At 67.8% G+C, this 18,392-nt stretch carries 15 protein-coding genes and 1 pseudogene; 3 read left to right on the forward strand and 13 right to left on the reverse strand.

Annotated features, from left to right (window positions below; translation table 11 throughout):
* Positions 1 to 112: 112 nt before the first annotated feature.
* The 7 genes and pseudogenes from ACZ5SK_RS31395 to ACZ5SK_RS31425 form a co-directional block, all read right to left on the reverse strand.
* Positions 113 to 523 (reverse strand): DUF6113 family protein, encoded by a 411-nt coding sequence (locus tag ACZ5SK_RS31395; protein WP_468576752.1) that lies wholly within the window; start codon positions 521 to 523, stop codon positions 113 to 115.
* Positions 523 to 1,437, reverse strand: a complete 915-nt coding sequence (gene mshB, locus ACZ5SK_RS31400; protein WP_468156834.1) for an N-acetyl-1-D-myo-inositol-2-amino-2-deoxy-alpha-D-glucopyranoside deacetylase — start codon at positions 1,435 to 1,437, stop codon at positions 523 to 525. Before mshB ends, ACZ5SK_RS31395 begins: the two co-directional genes overlap by 1 nt.
* A 9-nt stretch (positions 1,438 to 1,446) precedes the next feature.
* Positions 1,447 to 1,689 (reverse strand): hypothetical protein, encoded by a 243-nt coding sequence (locus tag ACZ5SK_RS31405; protein ID WP_361701372.1) that lies wholly within the window; start codon positions 1,687 to 1,689, stop codon positions 1,447 to 1,449.
* Between the two features lie 2 nt (positions 1,690 to 1,691).
* A pseudogene (locus ACZ5SK_RS31410) lies at positions 1,692 to 2,315 on the reverse strand (hypothetical protein); the annotation flags it as partial.
* A 19-nt stretch (positions 2,316 to 2,334) separates the two neighbouring features.
* Positions 2,335 to 3,012 carry a hypothetical protein gene (locus ACZ5SK_RS31415; RefSeq protein WP_361701370.1) on the reverse strand — a complete coding sequence of 226 codons (678 nt, stop codon included), beginning with the start codon at positions 3,010 to 3,012 and terminating at the stop codon, positions 2,335 to 2,337.
* A 193-nt stretch (positions 3,013 to 3,205) separates the two neighbouring features.
* Positions 3,206 to 4,087 (reverse strand): hypothetical protein, encoded by an 882-nt coding sequence (locus ACZ5SK_RS31420; RefSeq protein ID WP_361701368.1) that lies wholly within the window; start codon positions 4,085 to 4,087, stop codon positions 3,206 to 3,208.
* Positions 4,088 to 4,111: 24 nt separating this feature from the next.
* Positions 4,112 to 4,981, reverse strand: a complete 870-nt coding sequence (locus ACZ5SK_RS31425; RefSeq protein ID WP_468156830.1) for a helix-turn-helix domain-containing protein — start codon at positions 4,979 to 4,981, stop codon at positions 4,112 to 4,114.
* 404 nt (positions 4,982 to 5,385) lie between these two features.
* Between ACZ5SK_RS31425 and ACZ5SK_RS31430 the strand changes: the two genes are divergently transcribed.
* Positions 5,386 to 5,685 (forward strand): NIPSNAP family protein, encoded by a 300-nt coding sequence (locus tag ACZ5SK_RS31430; protein WP_361701364.1) that lies wholly within the window; start codon positions 5,386 to 5,388, stop codon positions 5,683 to 5,685.
* 8 nt (positions 5,686 to 5,693) lie between these two features.
* Here ACZ5SK_RS31430 and ACZ5SK_RS31435 read toward each other — a convergent pair whose 3' ends face one another.
* Positions 5,694 to 9,236 carry an nSTAND1 domain-containing NTPase gene (locus tag ACZ5SK_RS31435; RefSeq protein ID WP_468576753.1) on the reverse strand — a complete coding sequence of 1,181 codons (3,543 nt, stop codon included), beginning with the start codon at positions 9,234 to 9,236 and terminating at the stop codon, positions 5,694 to 5,696.
* A gap of 296 nt (positions 9,237 to 9,532) precedes the next feature.
* Positions 9,533 to 10,012, reverse strand: coding sequence for an ATP-binding protein (locus ACZ5SK_RS31440; RefSeq protein WP_468156827.1), 480 nt, complete (start codon positions 10,010 to 10,012; stop codon positions 9,533 to 9,535).
* Positions 10,013 to 10,165: 153 nt separating this feature from the next.
* On the opposite strand from ACZ5SK_RS31440, the gene ACZ5SK_RS31445 reads away from it, so the two are divergent.
* Positions 10,166 to 11,044: a helix-turn-helix domain-containing protein gene (locus tag ACZ5SK_RS31445; protein ID WP_468156826.1), complete on the forward strand. Its 879-nt coding sequence runs from the start codon at positions 10,166 to 10,168 to the stop codon at positions 11,042 to 11,044.
* Complete coding sequence (locus ACZ5SK_RS31450) at positions 11,041 to 11,250, forward strand: DUF397 domain-containing protein (RefSeq protein WP_361701356.1); 210 nt, start codon at positions 11,041 to 11,043, stop codon at positions 11,248 to 11,250. The genes ACZ5SK_RS31445 and ACZ5SK_RS31450 overlap by 4 nt, the downstream gene beginning before the upstream one ends.
* A gap of 4 nt (positions 11,251 to 11,254) precedes the next feature.
* On the opposite strand, the gene ACZ5SK_RS31455 is transcribed toward ACZ5SK_RS31450, so the two are convergent.
* From ACZ5SK_RS31455 to ACZ5SK_RS31470, 4 genes are all read right to left on the reverse strand, one after another.
* The gene (locus tag ACZ5SK_RS31455) at positions 11,255 to 12,850 is read right to left on the reverse strand and encodes a type I restriction-modification system subunit M (RefSeq protein WP_468156824.1); all 1,596 of its coding nucleotides are present in this window, start codon (positions 12,848 to 12,850) and stop codon (positions 11,255 to 11,257) included.
* A complete protein-coding gene (locus ACZ5SK_RS31460; RefSeq protein ID WP_468156855.1) occupies positions 12,847 to 14,436 on the reverse strand; it encodes a restriction endonuclease subunit S in 1,590 nt (529 codons plus the stop codon). Before ACZ5SK_RS31460 ends, ACZ5SK_RS31455 begins: the two co-directional genes overlap by 4 nt.
* 2 nt (positions 14,437 to 14,438) lie before the next feature.
* Entirely contained in the window at positions 14,439 to 18,056 is a 3,618-nt protein-coding gene (locus ACZ5SK_RS31465) for a type I restriction endonuclease subunit R (protein ID WP_468156823.1), read from the reverse strand.
* 134 nt (positions 18,057 to 18,190) lie between these two features.
* Positions 18,191 to 18,385, reverse strand: coding sequence for a hypothetical protein (locus ACZ5SK_RS31470; RefSeq protein ID WP_319677061.1), 195 nt, complete (start codon positions 18,383 to 18,385; stop codon positions 18,191 to 18,193).
* Positions 18,386 to 18,392 lie beyond the last annotated feature (7 nt).

Raw genomic sequence — 18,392 nt, forward strand, 5'->3', positions numbered from 1 at the left:
CGGGCAGCTCGGCGGCGCGCACCACCATACTGGCCACTTCTGGCCCGTATCCCACGACCGCCGGGGAAACCCACACGGGACTCCCACGGACCCGTCAGGGTGAAGTGGTACGTCACTTGCCAAGTCGGACGCCATCGCCGCCCGGTTGCCGCCCCAAACCAATCGTGGCACAGATCACAGCAAGTGCCATGCCACCGAGCAGGAAGAGGTAGGAGCCGCCTCCCGCGCCGAACAGGAAGTCGCCCTCGGGACGGCCCGCGGTGCACAGGATGACGGAGACCATCCAGCCGGCGGCCGGCGCGACGGCTCCGGCGCGGGTGTTCAGGGCGCGCGCCCCGCCGACGAAGAGACCGGCCGCGCCGACGAGCGCGAGGAGCAGTCCACCCGGGAACCAGCCGGCCTGGACGAGCGCCCCGGCGAGACCGGCCACCACGCCGAGCAGCACGAGCCCCAGATAGGCGGCGACCCGTCCGGCGGGGGGCATCCTCAGCGGCTGGGCGAGCATCGAACCACGGTCGGACATCAGGCGACTCCCTCGGTTCCGGCGATGCGGGAGACGCCGGAGAGGCCGGCGAAGAGATCGGTCTCCCGGCTCTGCGCGGGCTCGCCGCGTACGAGTTCGTAGTACTCGGTCGCGAAGAGGGGCTGCGCCAGGTCGTTGGAGAGGGCGAAGTACCGCTCGCCGGGGGCGACTTCGACCTGCGTGGCGTGCGCGCGCATCGCGGCGGCCTTGGCGGCGGCGTACGCACCGGCGCCCTCGCCGCCGTCGATCTCGGCGGTGACGCGGTCGTCGTCCACGACACCCGGTACGTCGGAGACGACGGCGCTCGCGGTGAAGGGCAGCTTCGGCAGCTCCTCCTGGAGCCGGGCGAAGGCGGCCTCGGCGACGGAGCGCGGGACGCGGTTGAAGTACACCTTGGGGATGCGCCACCCGGCGCCCTCGGCCACGCCCTCGGCCAGCTCCACCGCGCGCAGGGCGACGCGGTGGGCCTGGATGTGGTCGGGGTGGCCGTAGCCGCCGTTGTCGTCGTAGGTGACGAGGACCTGGGGGCGTACCTCGAGGATCACCTCGACGAGGGACGCTGCGGCTTCGTCGAGGTCGGCCTGCCAGAAACAGGCGGGGTCGTCGTTGTCCGTCAGGCCCATCATCCCGGAGTCGCCGTACCGCCCCACGCCGCCGAGCAGCCGGAAGTCGTCGACACCGAGCTCGGCCATGGCGGCGGTGAGCTCACGCAGCCGGTGCGCGCCGAGCTCGGCCCCGGTGAGGTGCCGCAGTTCCGGCGGGATGACCTCGCCGCGCTCGCCGAGCGTGCAGGTGACCAGCGTCACGTGCACACCCTCGGCGGCATACCTGGCCATGGTCACGCCATTGTTGATCGACTCGTCGTCCGGGTGCGCGTGCACCAGCAACAGACGCCGGGCGGGCAGTTCCTTCATGGGGCCACCCTACGAGGCCAGCTCGTCTCCGAAGATCTCGGCGGCGGATGTGGCGGTGGCGGCGCGGAGGAGCCAGGCGTGCAGCATCTCGAGATCCCCGCAGTCCGCGATCCGCTGACGTGCGTCGGCCGGCACATCGATGCCGCGCTGCTCCAGGACGGTCAGGACGGCCGTGCCGTAGGTGCTGACGCGCCCCTCGTCGCGGATCTCCTCCGCGATGTACGACTTGTAGAAGGAAAGATCCACGGCCACGCCTACTCGTTGTCGAAGATGTCTTCGACTGTCGGGGCGGTGAGAGCCCGCGCAAACCAGCGACGCAGGATCTCGGGGTCGTCACAGTCGATGACCCGGTCGCGGGTCTCGTCGGGTACCTCGATGCCGCGCTGTTCCAGAACGAACAGGATGTCCTCCGCGCGGCCCAGAGCACGGCCCTTCTCAAGGCCTTCCTCAAGGCCTTCCTCGCGGCCTTCGTCGCGGATCTCCTCCGCGATGTACGACTTGTAGAAGGAAAGATCCACGGCCACCAGATTCCTCCAGAGCTCTTTGGCCGGGCGGTTGCCCAGGCCCTGTGCGATGAGTTCGATGATGGGGTCGGCGACGACTTCGGGCTCGTCCTGCAACGCGGTGGACAGGGCTTTCAGTATGTCAGCAATGGCCGGATCGCCCGCGTGTGTGATGGCGGCGAGTGTGGCCAGTACGAGGTCCTCGTGGGCTTCGGCCGGGTCGGTGATCACCGGCATGTTGTGGGGCCCCGCCACGAGGGGGCTGATGGTGAGGGTGGGCAGCCCGGGAGGGCCGCTGGCCACCGGTCGCTGGGCCCACGCGGCGGTGGCGTGGTCCTGGACCACCACCATGAGGGCGGTGGGCAGCGGGTAACGAGGCACCTGTCCCCACCGCCTACCCGGCCGTCTGTCCCCCCTCGTCGTCGAGTACGTGGGCGATGGCGAGGGCGATGCGCTCGATCCAGTCGACGGCGTCGTTCACACTCGCCTCATCGATGGAGCGGCGCTGTTCCAGGTCGCCGTCGATCAGGTCGGCATCGTGAGCGATCTTGTTGCGCCGCTGGGTGATCTCCAGATAGCGACTGCGAAGGGTCTTCTCGTTCAACGAGGTGCGGCCCTGAAAGAACGCATCGTTGATCCACCCGGCGGACAGATACCAGACCTTCTTTTCCGTGACGAGCTTCAGCACCTCGGAAATCTTTCCGGGATGCTGGAGGGACTGAGCCGCCAACTTGTCCCGGAGATGCTCGACAACAGCCTCGGAAAGGGTGACGTCACCGCGCCGCACCGCCTCGACCCTGTGCAGCGGCAACTCGTAGACACGCAGCTGGTACGGCATGTCGGGGCTGTCCTTGGCCGCCAGCTCGGCAACACGGCGCAGCACCTCTTCGTGCAGCCAGTGGTCGATGGCGGCGACCGCCTGGACCCACGCCGCCCGGTAGAAATCGTCGATATCGATCGTGGGCGACTTGAAAGGGGTCAGCATTTTGCCCGCCTCGACCATGCGCCGGGCGTACGACAGGTTCGTCATGAACGCCTCGAACTGACGCGTCTGCGGTCTGGGAACGGCCATAGATAACCCCCGGGGAACTCTCCGTCACGATCTCTACGTGCACGATTCCCGAACCGCACAGGGGGCAGTCAAGCGAGAAGGGGCCGCGCCGAGCAAGGTGGCCGATTCCGGTGCCTCGGTTTCCGGATCGTGCTCGTCCGGGTGCGGGAGCCGTCGAGCCCGGGCAGGTCGGGCTCGACGGCTCCCGCGGAGGTCAGGCTTCGCCTTCAGGCCCGGTGAAAATGTCTTCGGCGGACGCCGCTGTGACGGCACGAGTGAGCCAGCGGCGCAGGAGGTTGGGGTCGTCGCAGCCGGTGATCCGTTCGCCGACCTCGTCGGGAACGTCGAGGCCACGCGCCTCCAGGACGAGCACGATGTCCTCGGCACCCCGCTGGGCCCGACCCTCGTCACGGAACTCTTCGAAGATGTACGACTTGTACGGGGAAAGGTCCACAGCCACCAGGTTCCTCCATTGTTCCGCGGCCCGACGGTTGCCACCGAGGCCTTGAGCGATGAATTCGACGATCGTGACGACGACAGCCTCGGGAGCGTCGTGCAGTGCGGTGGACAGGGTTTTCAGTATCCCACCGACATCCGGTTCCTTCGCGTGGGTGATGGCAGACAGCGCAGCCAGCGCAAAGTCGGCGCGCGCATCGTCCGGATCGGTGATCAAGGGCATGTTGTGCGGGCCGACCACGAGCGGGCGCAGAGTGAGGGATGGCCAATACTCGGGCCCGAGGACCATCGGTCGCGCAGCCCACTCCGCGGTGGGCCGGTCCTGGCAGACGACCAACAGCAGAGGCGGGATCTTGTACTTCGTGTACAAGAAGGAGAGGTAGTAGGCCCAGCTGGCGGGCTTGTTCGGATCCTTCGCGCTCTGCGCTTCGACAGCCAGCAAGAACGTCTCGTCGCCCTCGAAACGCAGCAGCGTGTCGACACGGCGCTCGACGGGCTGAATCTCGGTGAGATCGGTTGGCAGAACCGTCACGCGCTTGGGCGGGACGAACGGGAGGCCAAGCACCTTGGAGACACCGGCGAACAGACCGGGGTACTCCTGAAAGATGCGGTGCATCACCTCGTGGGGCGAGTTGACCATGTGGTTCCTTAGCTTGGTGGGTCTTCAGAAGGCCGCTGGCGACAGTTCCTGACAGTCGCGGCAGCGTGCGCCCGGCTCGGGCGAGCGGATGCCTCGGTCGCAGCCGTCGCAGTTCCTCATCCGGTGGAGAGCGGCCGGCGGAGGAGTTGCCGGCTCACGGAACGGCGGTGGGGGTGGCAGCAGGGCCGCAAGGCGGTGGGCCAGGAAGGCGGCAGGACGACGGACGCCTTCGGGCGGAAGGTCGTCGCTGAGTGCCCGGCTTACGGCGGCGGGGGTGACATCCCGCTCCAGCCAGGCGGCAACGCCGGGGGCGAGGTGGGCGACGTCGCAGGCGGAGAGGAAAAGACAGGGGTCGTGACGGCGGAGGCCGGCGAGGAGGTCGGTGGCCGTCTGGAGGAGAGCGGGGGCAGGGCAGGCCGGACGTGGGACGGCGGGCAGTGGCTTGCGTGGTGTGCGCTTCTTGGGCTTGTCGGGGTTTGCTGGGGCGTTGGCGTGATCGGCGGCTGCCGGACGGCGTTCGTTGTGGCCGGGGCGGTTGCAGGAGATCGTGCGGGTGATGATCCGGCCGCCGGGGATGCGGGAGCGTTCGCGGCGGAGGTAGCCGTGGGTCTCCAGTTCGCGCAGGGCGGCGGCGATACGGGTCGCGCCCTCGGGGAAGCGGGCGGTGAGGGTCTTGATGTCGACTCGGGCGCCCTTGGGGAGCGACTGGATGTGGACGCCCAGGCCGATCGCGAGGAGCGACAGCTCCTGGTGTTGGGCGAGGTGGTTGCCGATCACCGTGAAGCGGGTGGTGTGGCGGGCGTTGTCGTGGGTGAGTCCGCCCGCGTGGGGGTGGTTTTTGCGTGGGGTACGGGACTCGGCGCACGAAGGCGCGCTAGGGTTTTCCGTGTCCATCGGGAAGCTTCCTCTTCCTCGGTGGTCAGGCCCTCGCACTGGGATTGCCGTCCCGGCGGGGGCCGTCGCATGTCTGCGGTGGTGTGGTGGTGCTGCGCTTCGCTGAGCGTAAGGCAGACAACCCGCCCGAAATCCATACCAGTTGGCATATTCACTCGCGTGAGTGAGTTTGCGCTGCGGGCGGGAGGGGTGGGGCTTGGTCGGGTCCTTTCATCGCCGTCGTGGTCCTTTGGAGAGAGCGCCACTTACCCCGGAGCACGAGAAGTCGGGTTCCGGCGGCGGTCCAGCTTCGCTCGGGTCCGTTGACGTGCTGAAGCGTCCTGGCAGCAGGTAGATGACCGGGGCCTGCCGGGCCCCATGCCGACTCGTGGTCCCACAGCCCTCCCTCCGGCGAAGATGTCTTCATGCCGAAGACCACACAGCTGCGTACGTACACCGTCCGGGACGGCCTGCTCGACGAATGGGTGGAGCGGTGGCGGGAGGAAATCGTGCCGTTGCGACTGGAGTTGGGGTTCACCATCGGAGGGGCCTGGGTGGACCGGGGGCGCAACCAGTTCGTCTGGCTGATCTCGTACGAAGGCCCGGAGACCTTCGCCGAGCGCAACGCGCTGTACTGGTCGTCGCCCGAGCGCAAGGCCATGGGCCTGGACCCGGACGACTACCTGGTCCGCACCGAGGATCGAACAGTCGAAGGTGCCTACTGATCACACGGTCACGCCGGGTCGAGCGGTAGCAAGTGCTGTCCCCGTTCCTCCTGGGTGAGGGTACGGAAGACCCTTCCTCGGGCTGTGGCCTCCAACCGGTCGTAGTCCGGCTCCGCCTGCCACACCCGCGCCGTCCCGTCGGCCGATCCCGTGAGCAGCCGTGTGCTGTCCGGGGACCACGCCACGGAGGTCACCTTGTCCTGGTGCACACCGACGACGGCGATCTCCTCAAGGGTGATGGCAGACCACACCCGTACGGTGCGGTCGTCGGCACCGGTGGCGATGTGCCGGCCGTCGGGCGACCAGGCGACGGCCCGAAGCCGCCCCTCGTGGCCCTTCAGCACTTCGACGCGCCGTCCGGTGACGACGTCCCACACGGCGGCCGTCCAGTCGCCGGAAGCGGTGACGATCCTCGTCTCGTCCGGGGACCAGGCCACGTCCTCCACGTAGTTGTCGTGGCCGCGCAGCACGGTGAACTGCCGTCCCTCGCCGATGTCCCACAGTCGGCACGTACGGTCGTCGGAGCAACTGGCGAGCAGTCGTCCGCTCGGCGACCAGGCCACGCGCCCCACCCAGTCCTGGTGTTCCGTCAACTTCAGCAACTCGGCCCCGTCCTGCGCGGACAGGACGCGCACAGTGCCGTCGTGGCCGCCGGTGGCGATCCGGCCACCGTTCGGGGACCACGCGCACCCCTCGACAACCTCTCCGTGGCGTTCGAACAGCGTGCCGCCGCGTCCGTCAACGATCCGGAACAGGCCGTCGTTGGTGCTGAAAGCGAGCCTTTCCCCTTCCGGAGCCCAGGCGACGGCCCAGACCCGGTCCTCCAACTCGATCACGGGACCGGCCGGGACGCCGGTGACCGCGTCCCACACCCGTACGGTGCCGTCGTCCGAGGCTGTGGCGAAACGGCCGCCGTCGCCGGACCACGCGGCCTGGTTCACCGGGCCGTGGTGCCCGTCGGCCAGTACGGCCTCGGCGCCACGCGGGCGCAGGTCCCACACCATGCCGGTGCCGTCGGTGGAGCTGGTGGCGAGCATGGTCCCGCGGGGTGACCAGGCGACGCCCCACACGGTGTCGGCGTGGCCACGCAGCACGGCCAGGACCTTGGCGTCCTCGGTGCCGACGATGCGCACGGTGCGGTCGGAGGAGGCACTGGCCAGCATTCGCCCGTCCGGCGACCAGGCCAGGTTCCACACGTAGTCGGTGTGTCCTCGCAGCAACAGGCGCAGGTCGCCGGTCACGGCGTCCCAGATCCGGGCGGTGTGGTCCCCGGAGCCGGTGGCGATGTGTCGTCCGTCCGGCGACCAGGCGATGCCCTCGACGAAGTCCGAGTGCCCGGTGAGCGTGGTGGTAGCCGTCCCGGTCGTCAGGTCCCACACGATCGCGGTCTGGTCGTGTGAGGCGGAGGCGAGGCGGCTGCCGTCCGGCGCCCACGCCACACCCCACACGTCCTCGCCGTGCCCACGCAGTTCGTGCACGAGCCGCCCTGTATCGGCCTCCCAGACCCTTACGATCCGGTCCTTGGAGCTTGCCGCGATCTGTCGGCCGTCCGGCGACCAGGCCACCTGCCTGTTGAGGTCTCCGGCGCCGGTGAGCAGCCGGACCGGCTCCCCCGAGGCCGCATCCCAGATCCGTACGACACGCTCGCGGCCGGCGGTTGCCACTCTCGCCGAGTCCGGTGACCAGGCGACGGACTCGACCATGACGCCGTCGCACGGCAGCACCAGAAGTGTGCGGCCGGACCGCGCGTCGTGAACGCGGGCCGTGCCGTCCCTGGACGCTGTGGCCAGCATGCGCCCGTCCGGTGACCAGGCGATGTGCCGGACGGTGTCCGTGTGTCCGTCGAGCCGGGAGCGGAGGTGACTTGCCGCCAGCGCCGCCATCAGCCCCCGCCTGGCCGAGGGCGTGGGCGCGCACTCCCCGAGCGCTGCGAGTGAGAGCAGCAGGGAGCGCTCCGGTTCGCTCTCCGCGCTCAGGAGAACGTGTCGGCCGATGCTGTCAGAGACCCGGCTCAGGAAGGTCAGGTCGCGGCGCTGCGAGGATTCGACGAGGCCGCGGGCGGGTGCGGATGCCTGCCCGGATTCCTCCAGCGCCTCGAGCCAGCGCCGGGCCGCCGTGAGGCGTTCGCCTGTCAGGAGATAGTCGTCGCTGCGTCCGGCCCGCTCCCAGTCGGCCGCCCACCGCTCGAGTTCGGCGCGCTCGCGTAGTCGTTCAGTCCGTGCCTCGACCTCCTGCCGCAGCGGGGCCCACTGGCGGAACAGGGCCTCATGCGTCACCTGCGCCCAGGGCTCGCCGCTGGTTGCGGAGTCGCCGCCCGAGACGTCGGTGCGCAGCAACCGTGCCTCGACGAAGGCATCGACGACCTGACGGTCCCGCTCGTCGAGTTCGGACAGCGGCACATGACGGCGGGCCACGTCCTGGCCCTCGACCGTGACGAACCTGAGCAGGACGCGGAGGACGAAGTCGATGCCCACGCCCGTACCGAGCCCGGTCACGGTGTTGTCCGCCTGGCGCGCCAGCGCGCCCGCCACTCCGCCGAGCCGCCGGTACAGGTCCTCGGTCACCCTCCCGCCAGGTCCGGAGGCGAAGTACAGCTCCTGGAGGAGGTAGGCGAGCAACGGCAGGGCATCGTCCGTCCCGGTCTCGCTCACGATGGTGTCGACGACCCCAGGCTCAAAGCTGAGGCCGACGAGGGCCCCGGGTCGCTCCACGACTTCGGCGAGCTGTGCTCGGCCCAACGTGCCGATTGCAACGGGGTGTTGAAGAAGTTCCGCGTGTCCGGTGCCGAGGAGCCGTCCGAGCAGATCCACCCGGACAGTGACCAGTACGCGGACCGCCGGATCCTGTTCCACGCAGGTGCGCAGCGCTGCGAGGAACTGGGCTCGTTCACGCTCCCCCGCGAGGGTGACGACCTCCTCGAACTGGTCGACCACGAGCAGTATCCGGCGGAACCTGCCGCCGCGCAGCCGCGTCAGCTCGGCTCGCAGCGCGTCCGGCCCCTGGCGCAGCCTGCGCAGTATGGTGCTCGCCGGTTCCTGCTCGTCGGCGGTGGCCGCCAGCGCCCCCGCGAGGGCGCCCAGCGGGTTGGGGCCAGGGGCGAAGGCCGGGACGACGGTCCAGCGACGTTCCCGAAGCCGGGGCATCACCCCCGCTCTGACCAGCGAGGACTTACCGCTCCCGGACGCCCCGACCAGCACGAGGAACCGTTCCGCGGGGCGGGTCGCGGTGGCGTGCAGCCTGCGAGTCAGTTCGGCAGCCTGTGCCTCCCGGCCGAAGTAGACGGCGGCCTCGTCCTCATCGAACGCGTCGAGGCCCGGGTAGGGAACCCGCTCACGCGGCCACTCGATCCGGGGCGGTGCGGGATTCTCCAGCCGGTAGACGACGACCTGCCCGACCACAAGCGCCACGATCAGCACGCCGATGGCCGGAACGGAGAACCGCTGAATGGCCTCCAGTGCCCAGGGAGCCTTGTCGGTGCTGGTCGCGTAGTTGGTGGCGATCCCGAGTAAGCAGGCGACCAGCGCCAGCATGACCTGGAGCGCGACCTGCATCCGGTTCCTCATCGGACACCGCTCACGATCGCGTCGCCAGCCACCAGCACCGCTCAGCCCCCGTTCCACCGGCCCCGAAACGCCGGCACCGCGCCATCCGCCCGGTCCCTCGTGGATCGGTGAGGTGGGGCGCTCATGACCATCTTCTGGGCCTTCGCAGGCCCGTTCAACGGTGCGTATGGGTTTCGGCCAGGCGGGGGCCACGGCTCTCCCGCCCTAGCGAGAACCCTTGGGGGCAGGCCGTGGGCGAGAGCGGTGGGCGTCGGGGTGTGGCTCGGTGGGCTCTTTCTCCCCCGTCAGGTGCCTTGGGAAAGACCGCCGCTCGCACCGGGGCATGGGCCATCGGGTTCCGGTGCGAGCCTCAGCTCGGCCCAGACCGTTTTGCGCGGACGCAGTCCGGGGGTCACGCCCCAGCGGTCGGCGAGCGCCTCGACGAGGACCAGTCCCCGACCGGACTCGGCGTCCGGGGTGAGGCCCTGGAGACACGGCAGACGATCACCGTGAGTGTCGGTCACCTCGATGCGCAGGGCGTTCGCGATGACGTACAGGTCGAGGCGGAAGTCCCGGCCGGGAACACGGCCGTGGATGGCCGCGTTCGCCGACAGTTCCGCGACGATCTGACGTGCCGGGTCCAACGGGATTCCCCAGGAGCGCAGTTGCTCAGCGGCGAGCAGACGGCCGAGGCGGGCCCCGCGGGGCGTGGGAGACAGCCGCACGCTGAAGTCACGGACGGGGCGGTCGGATCGGACCTCGGGGGCAGCGGATTCTTGGATCACGTCACCCAGAGTGGCCGCATCCACTTACCGTGAACAGTGACGACGCTGTTGCGTACGGTGACTGTCCGGCGCTGTCCGGACGTGTGCGGGCTGTCTTGGACCACCGTGCGGGCAAGGGCGTCGCGGCACGTTCGTACGACGGAGGGGTGCGGAATGACACAGGTGGACGACGAGGCGGTACACCTCAAGGGCGAGGCGGACGAACCGGGTTGGGAGGTGGACCCGGACGACGAGTGGGGGCTCGCGATCGTCGCCACGGTCGGGCGGCAGTTGAAGCTGCGCCGCGAGGCAGTGGGAATGCGGGCGGGCAAGTTCGGTGAAGCCGTCGGGTACGGCGAGGACATGATCTACAAGCTGGAGAGCGGCAAGCGGATCCCCCGGCCGGAGTTCCTGGACAAGGCGGACGAGGTGCTGGCGGCGGGTGGGCTGCTGGCAGCGATGAAGGAGGACGTGGAGAAGGTCCGGTATCCGAAGAAGGTGCGTGACTTGGCGGAGCTGGAGGCGAAGGCCGTAGAGCTGCTCTCGTACGGCAATCACAACCTGCATGGCCTGCTTCAGACAAAGGAGTACGCCTGGGCGTTGCTCAGGACTCGACGGCCGGTGAACCCGGAAGACCAGCTGGAGCAGGCAGTGGCGGCGCGCATGGCCCGAAAGACGATCTACGATCGATCACCAGCTCCTGAACTCAGCTTCGTCCTGGAAGAGACGACACTGAGGCGCCCGGTCGGCGGCAAGATGGTGTGGCGCCAGCAACTCGAACACCTGCTGGAGGTGGCTCAGTTGCGGAACGTCGAAATTCAGGTGATGCCGATGGACCGCTGGGACCACCCTGGAATGGGAGGGCGAGTACAGGTTCTGAAGTTCTGGGATGGCACGGCGGTTGGGCGCATGGACGACGAGTTCAATGGACGCCCCGTCTCCGACCCCAGGCAGCTCCGGATCCTCGAACTGCGCTATGGCATCATCCGGGCCGAGGCTCTGACCGCACGGGAGTCACTGGCCTTCATCGAGCAAATGGTGGGAGAAACATGATCCGCAAGGCCGCTGCTGAGGACGCCGCCGAGCTGGCGTGGTTCAAGAGCAGCTATAGCGACAGCAACAATCCGAACGACTGCGTCGAGGTCGCAACCACCCCCAGCGCGATCCACGTCCGCGACTCCAAGCACACCGCCGGCCCCCGCCTCCAGCTCTCGCCGGAGGCCTGGGCCGACTTCGTGCCGTACGCGTCCGAGGGCTGACGGGCTACTCGACCTCGGCCTCCGGCACGTCGACCTCGCCGCCCAGGGAGCGGGCGATGGCCGTGAACTCGATCAGCGCGGACTGGAGATCTCGAACGATCTCCTCGGCGATGGCCTCGGGCGGCAGACCACTGTCGGCGTCGTCGAGAGCGGGATCCTTCATCCACGTGATGTCGAGGTTGACCTTGTCGCGGGCAATCAGTTCCTCGTAGCTGAACTTCTTGAACGGCCCGTTCTCGTCCTCGGACTCCACGCGGGCCGACCGGGGCTCGCCGACTCCGTAGGCCGTCACGAAGTCATCGAGGTGGGCACGGGTCAGCGGGCGCTGCTTGAGCGTGAAGTGCTGGCCGGTCCGGAAGTCGTAGATCCAGGTCTCGGTGGTGAGTGGCTTGCCGTCGGCGCGCGGGGGCTTCTTGTCGAAGAAGAGGACGTTGGCCTTGACGCCGCCGGCGTAGAAGATGCCAGTCGGCAGCCGCAGGATCGTGTGTAGGTCGAACTCGTCGAGCAGCTTGCGACGGACCTTCTCACCAGCCCCGCCCTCGAAGAGGACGTTGTCGGGCAGTACTACGGCGGCGCGACCGTTGACCGCCGTGAGCGACATGATGTGCTGGAGGAAGTTCAGCTGCTTGTTCGTGGTCGTCGCGGTGAAGTCGTCGCGGTCGTACTGAATGTCCTCGCGCTCGACCTCGCCGTCCTGGCCGATGACCGTGATCGCCGACTTACGGCCGAAGGGCGGGTTCGCGAGGACTAGCGTGGCGTGCTTGCCGCTGGGCTTGTCGGCGAGGGCGTCGCCTACATCGATGAGGCTCGGGCCGTCGCTCTTGCCGATGCCGTGGAGAAGCATGTTCATCGCGGCGAGGCGGGCAGTGGCGGTGACGAGTTCGTTGCCCCAGATCTTGCGACCCTCGTCGTAGGCCTTCCGCTCGTCCAGCGACATCTTCTTCATGTGATGGTCGCGAATGTAGGAGTACGCGGCGATGAGGAAGCCGCCGGTGCCACAGGCCGGGTCCGTGATGGTGTCGTCCGGCCCGGGCTGGACGACGTCGATCATGGCATCGATGAGGGCACGGGGGGTGAAGTACTGGCCGGCACCGGTCTTGGTGTCCGAAGCGCCCTTGTTGAGCAGGCCCTCGTAGGCGTCGCCCTTGAGGTCCGTGCCGGTCATGGCCCAGTCCTCGCGGCCGATCAGTTCGACGACCAGCTTCTCCAGGAGGGCCGGTTTGGTGATCCGGTTCTGGGCATCGGCAAAGATCGTGCCGATGGTTGTGTCGGGCTTGCTGCGAAGATGTAGGAGTGTGGCCTGGTAGTGCTGCTCCAGGGCGGTACCGCGCTTGCCGACAAGTGACTTCCAGTTGTAGTCGGCGGGCACGATGGCACTCATGTCCTGGCCGTCCCACGGGTCGTTCTCGATCTCGTCGACCATCTTGAGGAAGAGCAGGTAGGAAAGCTGCTCAACGTACTCGATGGTGGACATGCCGTTGTCACGGAGGACGTTGCAGTAGTTCCAGAGCTTCGAGACGAGCGTGTTCGTCTGCGCAACGGCCTTGGCCGTCTTCACGCCCGACTCGCTCACGGCCTGCTGGTTGTCTGGGGCGGTCACAGGTCGAACTCCTGCTGTACGGCGAGGGCGGGGGCGGGGGTGGGCTCTGGGGCGGGGTCAGCGGGTGCGGCGGGTCGCGGTACAGCCGCCTTCCTGTCCGCGGGCTTGCGGGTGCTCTTGGCTTTGGGTTGCGCTGCTCTTTCGGCGGCGATGCGAGAGAGCAGAGCAGAGGCGGGTTCGTCCGTAGGATCCTGCGGAACCAAGTCCCCGGCGAACGCCGTGCGCAGCAAGGCCGACCGGAGCGAACGCGCCCGCCTCTGGGCACGCTGCACCTGCATGGAAACTGCGCTCGCAATGCTGTCTTGGTCCTGCACTTCCTCGACGAGCGTGCGCTGCACGTTCATCGGAGGGACGGGAACAGGCATAGCTCGCAGAGCTGAAATATTCACCCCCTTCACAGCCACCCCCCGCGCTTTCTCCTTCAAATATCGCTGAGCAGCCTCACTCTGCAGATAGATCTGAAGGAACTCGGGAAGCAAAAATTGGAGCGGTGCGATTCGAGCAACATCTCGACTGATGTTCGCTCCATCCAGCTCTGGAGGCACCACGGCGGAGCGCTCATAGGAACCCCTCACCGCGATTAGCAAGTCACGAGGCTTGGTTCTCGCTCCGGAAAACTGCTCATCCAATTCAGTTGTCGTTCGATTGAGGGTCTTGCCGACCAACGAGCAGCCAGCCAGGTCTCTTACTTCAACATACGGCACAACACCTTGGCCGCGAACCTTAGGCTTCAGGATTCCATACCGAATGATGCGTACTGGATTCGTGACTTGCTCAAGGCTCGCTACACACCAGCCATCCGGAACCTCGAGCAGAAAGTCACCGTCTTTCTCAACGGGCTCCTTATACTTCCGCTGCCCGAACTGTTCTGTCCAAGCAGCCCGCCGCTGGCGCTCAATGTCCGCAAGATCTACGCGACTCTCACTTGCAGCAAGAACGGCAAGGCGCCCAAGGCTGCCTGCGGTGTTGAGAGCTCTGCTATGGCGCGGCAACATGCTCTCTACACGAAGCAGGCTATGCCGGGCTGCCTCCAAACGCGACAGCTGCTCTTCGAGGACCTCGACGATGCGGTGCTGCTCCGCCAGCGGCGGCACAGGGATCGGAATGGCCTTCATCGCAGCCATGCCCAAGCGAGGTCGCCCAACCCCCTTGATCAGCGCACCGGCATAAGCCCGCGTCTGCGGCGCAAGCAGGGTGTAGTAAACCCACTTGGTCAGAACTTCTCGGTGCAGCCTCGCGCGAATAACGTCAGCCTTCACGATTGCGGGTTCATCGAGCTTCGGGAGAATAGCGACGCGCGGCAACGTCTCTCCCAGCGAAGCAAGGAGCAAGTCCCCTGCAATGGCCTCATGGGCTCGTAGCGTCTCGAAGTGTTCAAGGCTGATGTACGCACGCTCATCACGGAACTCCCCGTCACCGACATTCTGGAGCCGGATGACGCGAGCGCCAGAGTCCGTGTAGTGGGCCGATTTCAGGTTCGAGCCGAATGGTCCATCCGTTATGGCGCGCGGTTCGCACGCAAGCAGGTTTTCTAGGGTGCTCCAGAACCACCCATGCGGAAGCTGCCTCTCCCCATCCACGCTCACACTCAAGCCAGTTCCTGATTCAGCTCATCCAACAGTTCCAACGCCTTGTCCTTGTCCCCGAACGCCTTCATGAAGCCCCGGCCTCCGCCACGCTCAGTGAATGGCGCGTGCCCGAAGTCACCCGGCTCGATGCCGATGTCGTTGACGACGGCGTCCTTTATCCGCTCCAGCCACCACACCTGCTCCTCGGTGAACTCCACGCCCGCCTGCGACTGCCGCAGCAGCCAGCCCTCGAAGCGCTCCTCGACCACCGTACGGTACGGGCGCAGCTCGTCGTCCGCGCCGAGCTCGAAGCGGATGAGCCGGATCAGGTCGCCGAGGCCGGCCTCCTTGCCGGGGCTGGCCGCCGCCTTGCCCAGCTGGTCGTAGTGGTCCCACAGGACACCCGTCGTCCAGGAACGGTTGGTCGCGCGGATCCTGCCTGCCAGTTCTTTCAGCGCGTCCCTCGCCTCGCGCGGACTGACACGAGCCCCGCTACCGAGCGCCACGCGAATCGCCGCGTTCTCGTCCCGCTGCTCCCGCTCAAGCAGCGAGTTCCATTCAGCCAGCTCCTTGCGAGCCCGCTCCGAGCGCGGTATCTCCCGCATTTCGGTGATCCCGACCTCGGTTGTCTCGTCGTAGGTCAGGTCCTGCTGGTGGCGGATCTCAAGGATCAGCTTGCGCAGTTCCGGGTTGGCGGTCAGCGGGGCCACCGCGTCCTGGACCAGCTTCTTGGCCAGCTCGGGGCCACCCTCGTGGCGGGCTCGGTCCTGGGTGTCCACGTCCACCGCGTCGGTGATCCGGCGCGACAGGTCGGCCAGGCTGACGCCCCCGGAGGTCTGGGCCAAGAGGCCCTTCTCCTCATCGCCGAGCTGCCGCTCGATGCGGGCCAGGCGACGCGCCAGCGTCTCCGCCTCGTCCGCCGTCAGCGACAGCGTCCCCGCCTTGTCGAGGAGTTTCGCGAGCGAGACGCTCTTCTCCCCCGCCGGGATAAGCGGCCGGGCGTCCACCAACGGGGAGTCCGTGACGCCCACCGCGTCGATCAGGACGAAACGGTCCTTCGTCAGGTCGGGCGCGGCGTCCGGCGTCACCGCCTTCAGCTCGTCCGCGTCGATCGAGCGGGCGCCCCGGCCCTTCATCTGCTCGAAGAGGACCGGGCTCTTGATCGACCGGAGGAAGATCACGCACTCCAGCGGCTTCACGTCCGTACCCGTGGCGATCATGTCGACCGTCACCGCCACCCGCAGCCTGGGCGAGTTGCGCAGGTCGTTGATGAGCGCGTCGGGGTCGTCCCCGTTCTGCCGCGATCGGTACGTGATCTTCTTCGCGAAGGCGTCGCCCCGGCCGAAGACCTCCTTGACCTGCTTCAGCACTTCCTCCGCGTGGTCGTCGCCCGCCGCGAAGACCAGGGTCTTGGGGAGGTCCGCACGCCCCGGGAACCACCGCTCCCAGTTGTTCCTGTACGTCGTCAGGACAGCCCGGATCTCGTCTGCGGTGATCACCGTGCGGCCGAGCTGCGCAGTCGTGTACTCGAAGTCCTCGTCGAGCTCCTCGTAACGCTGAGCGCGCGTCTGCCGGTCACGGATGCGTACGGTCGTGCCCGCCTCGATCTTCGCACCACCGTCCTCCCGCAGGGTCGTGTTCAGGCGCACGATGTCGAAGTCGACGTTGACGCCGTCGGCCACGGCCTGCTCGAACGTGTACTTCGACACCATGTTGTTGTCGAAGAAGCCCTTGGTCTGGCGGGTGGGCGTGGCCGTGAGGCCGACCAGATGGGCGTCGAAGTACTCCAGGACGCCGCGCCACAGGCCGTAGATGGAGCGGTGGCACTCGTCGATGACGATCACGTCGAAGGACTCGATCGGGACGTCGGGGTTGTACTCGACCGTGACCGGCTCGTCCGCCGCGTAGGTCTCGTCCAGGTTCGAGACCTTCTTTTCCTCACCCGAGTCGGCGGCTGCCTCGTTCGACTCCGGCTCGTCCGTCTCCGGCCCGTCCGCCAGCTCCTCGCCCTTGAGCAGCGCGTACATCCGCTGGATCGTGGAGATCACGACGGCGGACGTGTCCTGGAGCCCGCTGCGGCCCAGCATGTCCACGTTGTAGAGGTCGGTGAGCTTCCGGTTCTCGTCGGGCGTGCGGTACTTGTCGAACTCCGCGTGGGCCTGACGGCCGAGGTTGTTGCGGTCGACGAGGAAGAGGACCCTGCGGGCGCCCGCATGGCGCAGCAGGCGGTAAGTCTCCGTGACGGCCGTGAACGTCTTGCCCGCGCCCGTCGCCATCTGGATGAGGGCACGCGGCCGGTCGACGGCCAGAGAGCTCTCCAGGCCCGTGATGGCCTCGACCTGGGCCATGCGCAGGCCGTGGGTCTCCAGAAGCGGCATGCTCGTGCGGAGGGCGGCGCGGAAGGTCGGCGTGCCCGGCTCCTCGTCCGCCCGCTTCATCCACGCGGCGATGGTCTCGGGGCGATGGAAGGCGAAGACCTCGCGGGAGCGCGCTTCGGGGTCGACGCGGTTCAGGAAGTACGTCTCCGCGCCCGTGCTGACGTAGCGGAACGCGAAGGGTTCCTCCCGGCGCCAGACAGCCATCGCGTGCTCCTTGAGCACCCCGGCCGCGTACCGCTCGTTCTGGGCAAGGGCGCCGGCGAGCGCGGTGCCCTCGCGCTTGGCCTCGATGACGCCGACGATCTTCCCGTCGACGTAGAGGACGTAGTCGGCGCGGCCGGTGGCCAACGTGAACTCTTCGATGGCGACGCCCTTGCCCGCCAGCGGGTTGGCCTCGGACTTGCTCTGGATCAGCCAGCCCGCCTTGGTGAGCATCGCGTCGATCTTCTTCCGCGCCTGCACCTCGTTGAGCGGGGCGGGGCGTTGCGCGCGTTCGACGATGGCCTCGCGGGCGGCGGAAGCGACCTTGCGGGGCTGGAGCCGCTCGCGGTCGTACTGCTGCTGGTGAGCTGCACGCAGGTCGGCGACCTGGGCCCGCAGCTCTTCGACCTGGGCGGCGTACGCGGACTTCGACTGCTGCGTGCTGGCGATGAGCGCTTCGGCCTCGGCACGTGCACGCCGCTCCGCCTCAAGGCGGTCGCTGGTCTCGGAGAGCTTGACTCGCGACTCGGCCAGCGCACGGCGATGCCCTTCCAGCGCTTCCTGAAGCTCCGCGATCTCCTCGGGGTCGACGGACGGCACATCGGCCGGGAGCGTCGGCGGGACGAACGCGGACACTGTGCGCGTACCGCCCATGGCCCGGTCGAAGAGGTCCCCCAACTGCCAGCACAGCTTCAGCGCTTCGAGGGCCTTCGTCGTGTCGAAGAGGTGGTTGTGCGCGGCGTCGTTGCGGCCCCGGCGCAACTGGTCGAACGCCTGACGGCTCCAGCCGACGAGTACGCCCGCCCGCGTGAGCGCGTTGAGGCGGTCGAACTGGGTGGTGCCCTCGACCCGCGTGCCGGTGCGGGTGACGAACTCCTCGGCCAGCACCTCACCGAACTGCCCGGCGCTCACGTAGGCGGCGTTCGGGTTGGTCAGGACGGTGAGCTCTGCCTGTGAGCCGTAGATGGCGAGGAGGGGCTGGTAGCCGTACAGACGCCCGAAGTTGGGCGAGGCCTTCGCCAGCTCCCGCAGCCGATCGTCAGCGTTGTGTCCGTTCACGTGCCCCCGCTCAAGCCCTGCACTTGTCCCAGATCCGTCAAGCTTACGGACCTGGGCGCGGGGAAGGCGCGGAACATGGCGACCGGCGTCGAGCTCCGGTCAACCGACCACCGGAACCCACGTGTTCGCCCGCGTCAGAACTTGATGCTGCTGATCATGCTCGCCACGCTCGTCGTCAGGTCGCTGATCGTCGGTGCGATCGTCGAGGAGGCCAGGTAGAAGCCGAGCAGGATGCAGACAACCGCGTGACCGCCCTTCAGGCCTGACTTCTTGACCAGCAAGAAGACGATGATCGCCAGCAGCACCACCGCCGAAATCGAGAGTGCCACGGCGGCT

Source organism: Streptomyces sp. NPDC031474, from assembly GCF_055581185.1.

Excerpts from the sequence above, each read along its gene's own strand:
- ACZ5SK_RS31395 (WP_468576752.1), bottom strand. The coding sequence starts at position 523 with ATGTCCGACCGTGGTTCGATGCTCGCCCAGCCGCTGAGGATGCCCCCC.
- mshB (WP_468156834.1), bottom strand. The coding sequence starts at position 1,437 with ATGAAGGAACTGCCCGCCCGGCGTCTGTTGCTGGTGCACGCGCACCCG.
- ACZ5SK_RS31415 (WP_361701370.1), bottom strand. The coding sequence starts at position 3,012 with ATGGCCGTTCCCAGACCGCAGACGCGTCAGTTCGAGGCGTTCATGACG.
- ACZ5SK_RS31420 (WP_361701368.1), bottom strand. The coding sequence starts at position 4,087 with ATGGTCAACTCGCCCCACGAGGTGATGCACCGCATCTTTCAGGAGTAC.
- ACZ5SK_RS31425 (WP_468156830.1), bottom strand. The coding sequence starts at position 4,981 with ATGGACACGGAAAACCCTAGCGCGCCTTCGTGCGCCGAGTCCCGTACC.
- ACZ5SK_RS31430 (WP_361701364.1), top strand. The coding sequence starts at position 5,386 with ATGCCGAAGACCACACAGCTGCGTACGTACACCGTCCGGGACGGCCTG.
- ACZ5SK_RS31435 (WP_468576753.1), bottom strand. The coding sequence starts at position 9,236 with ATGCAGGTCGCGCTCCAGGTCATGCTGGCGCTGGTCGCCTGCTTACTC.
- ACZ5SK_RS31445 (WP_468156826.1), top strand. The coding sequence starts at position 10,166 with ATGACACAGGTGGACGACGAGGCGGTACACCTCAAGGGCGAGGCGGAC.
- ACZ5SK_RS31450 (WP_361701356.1), top strand. The coding sequence starts at position 11,041 with ATGATCCGCAAGGCCGCTGCTGAGGACGCCGCCGAGCTGGCGTGGTTC.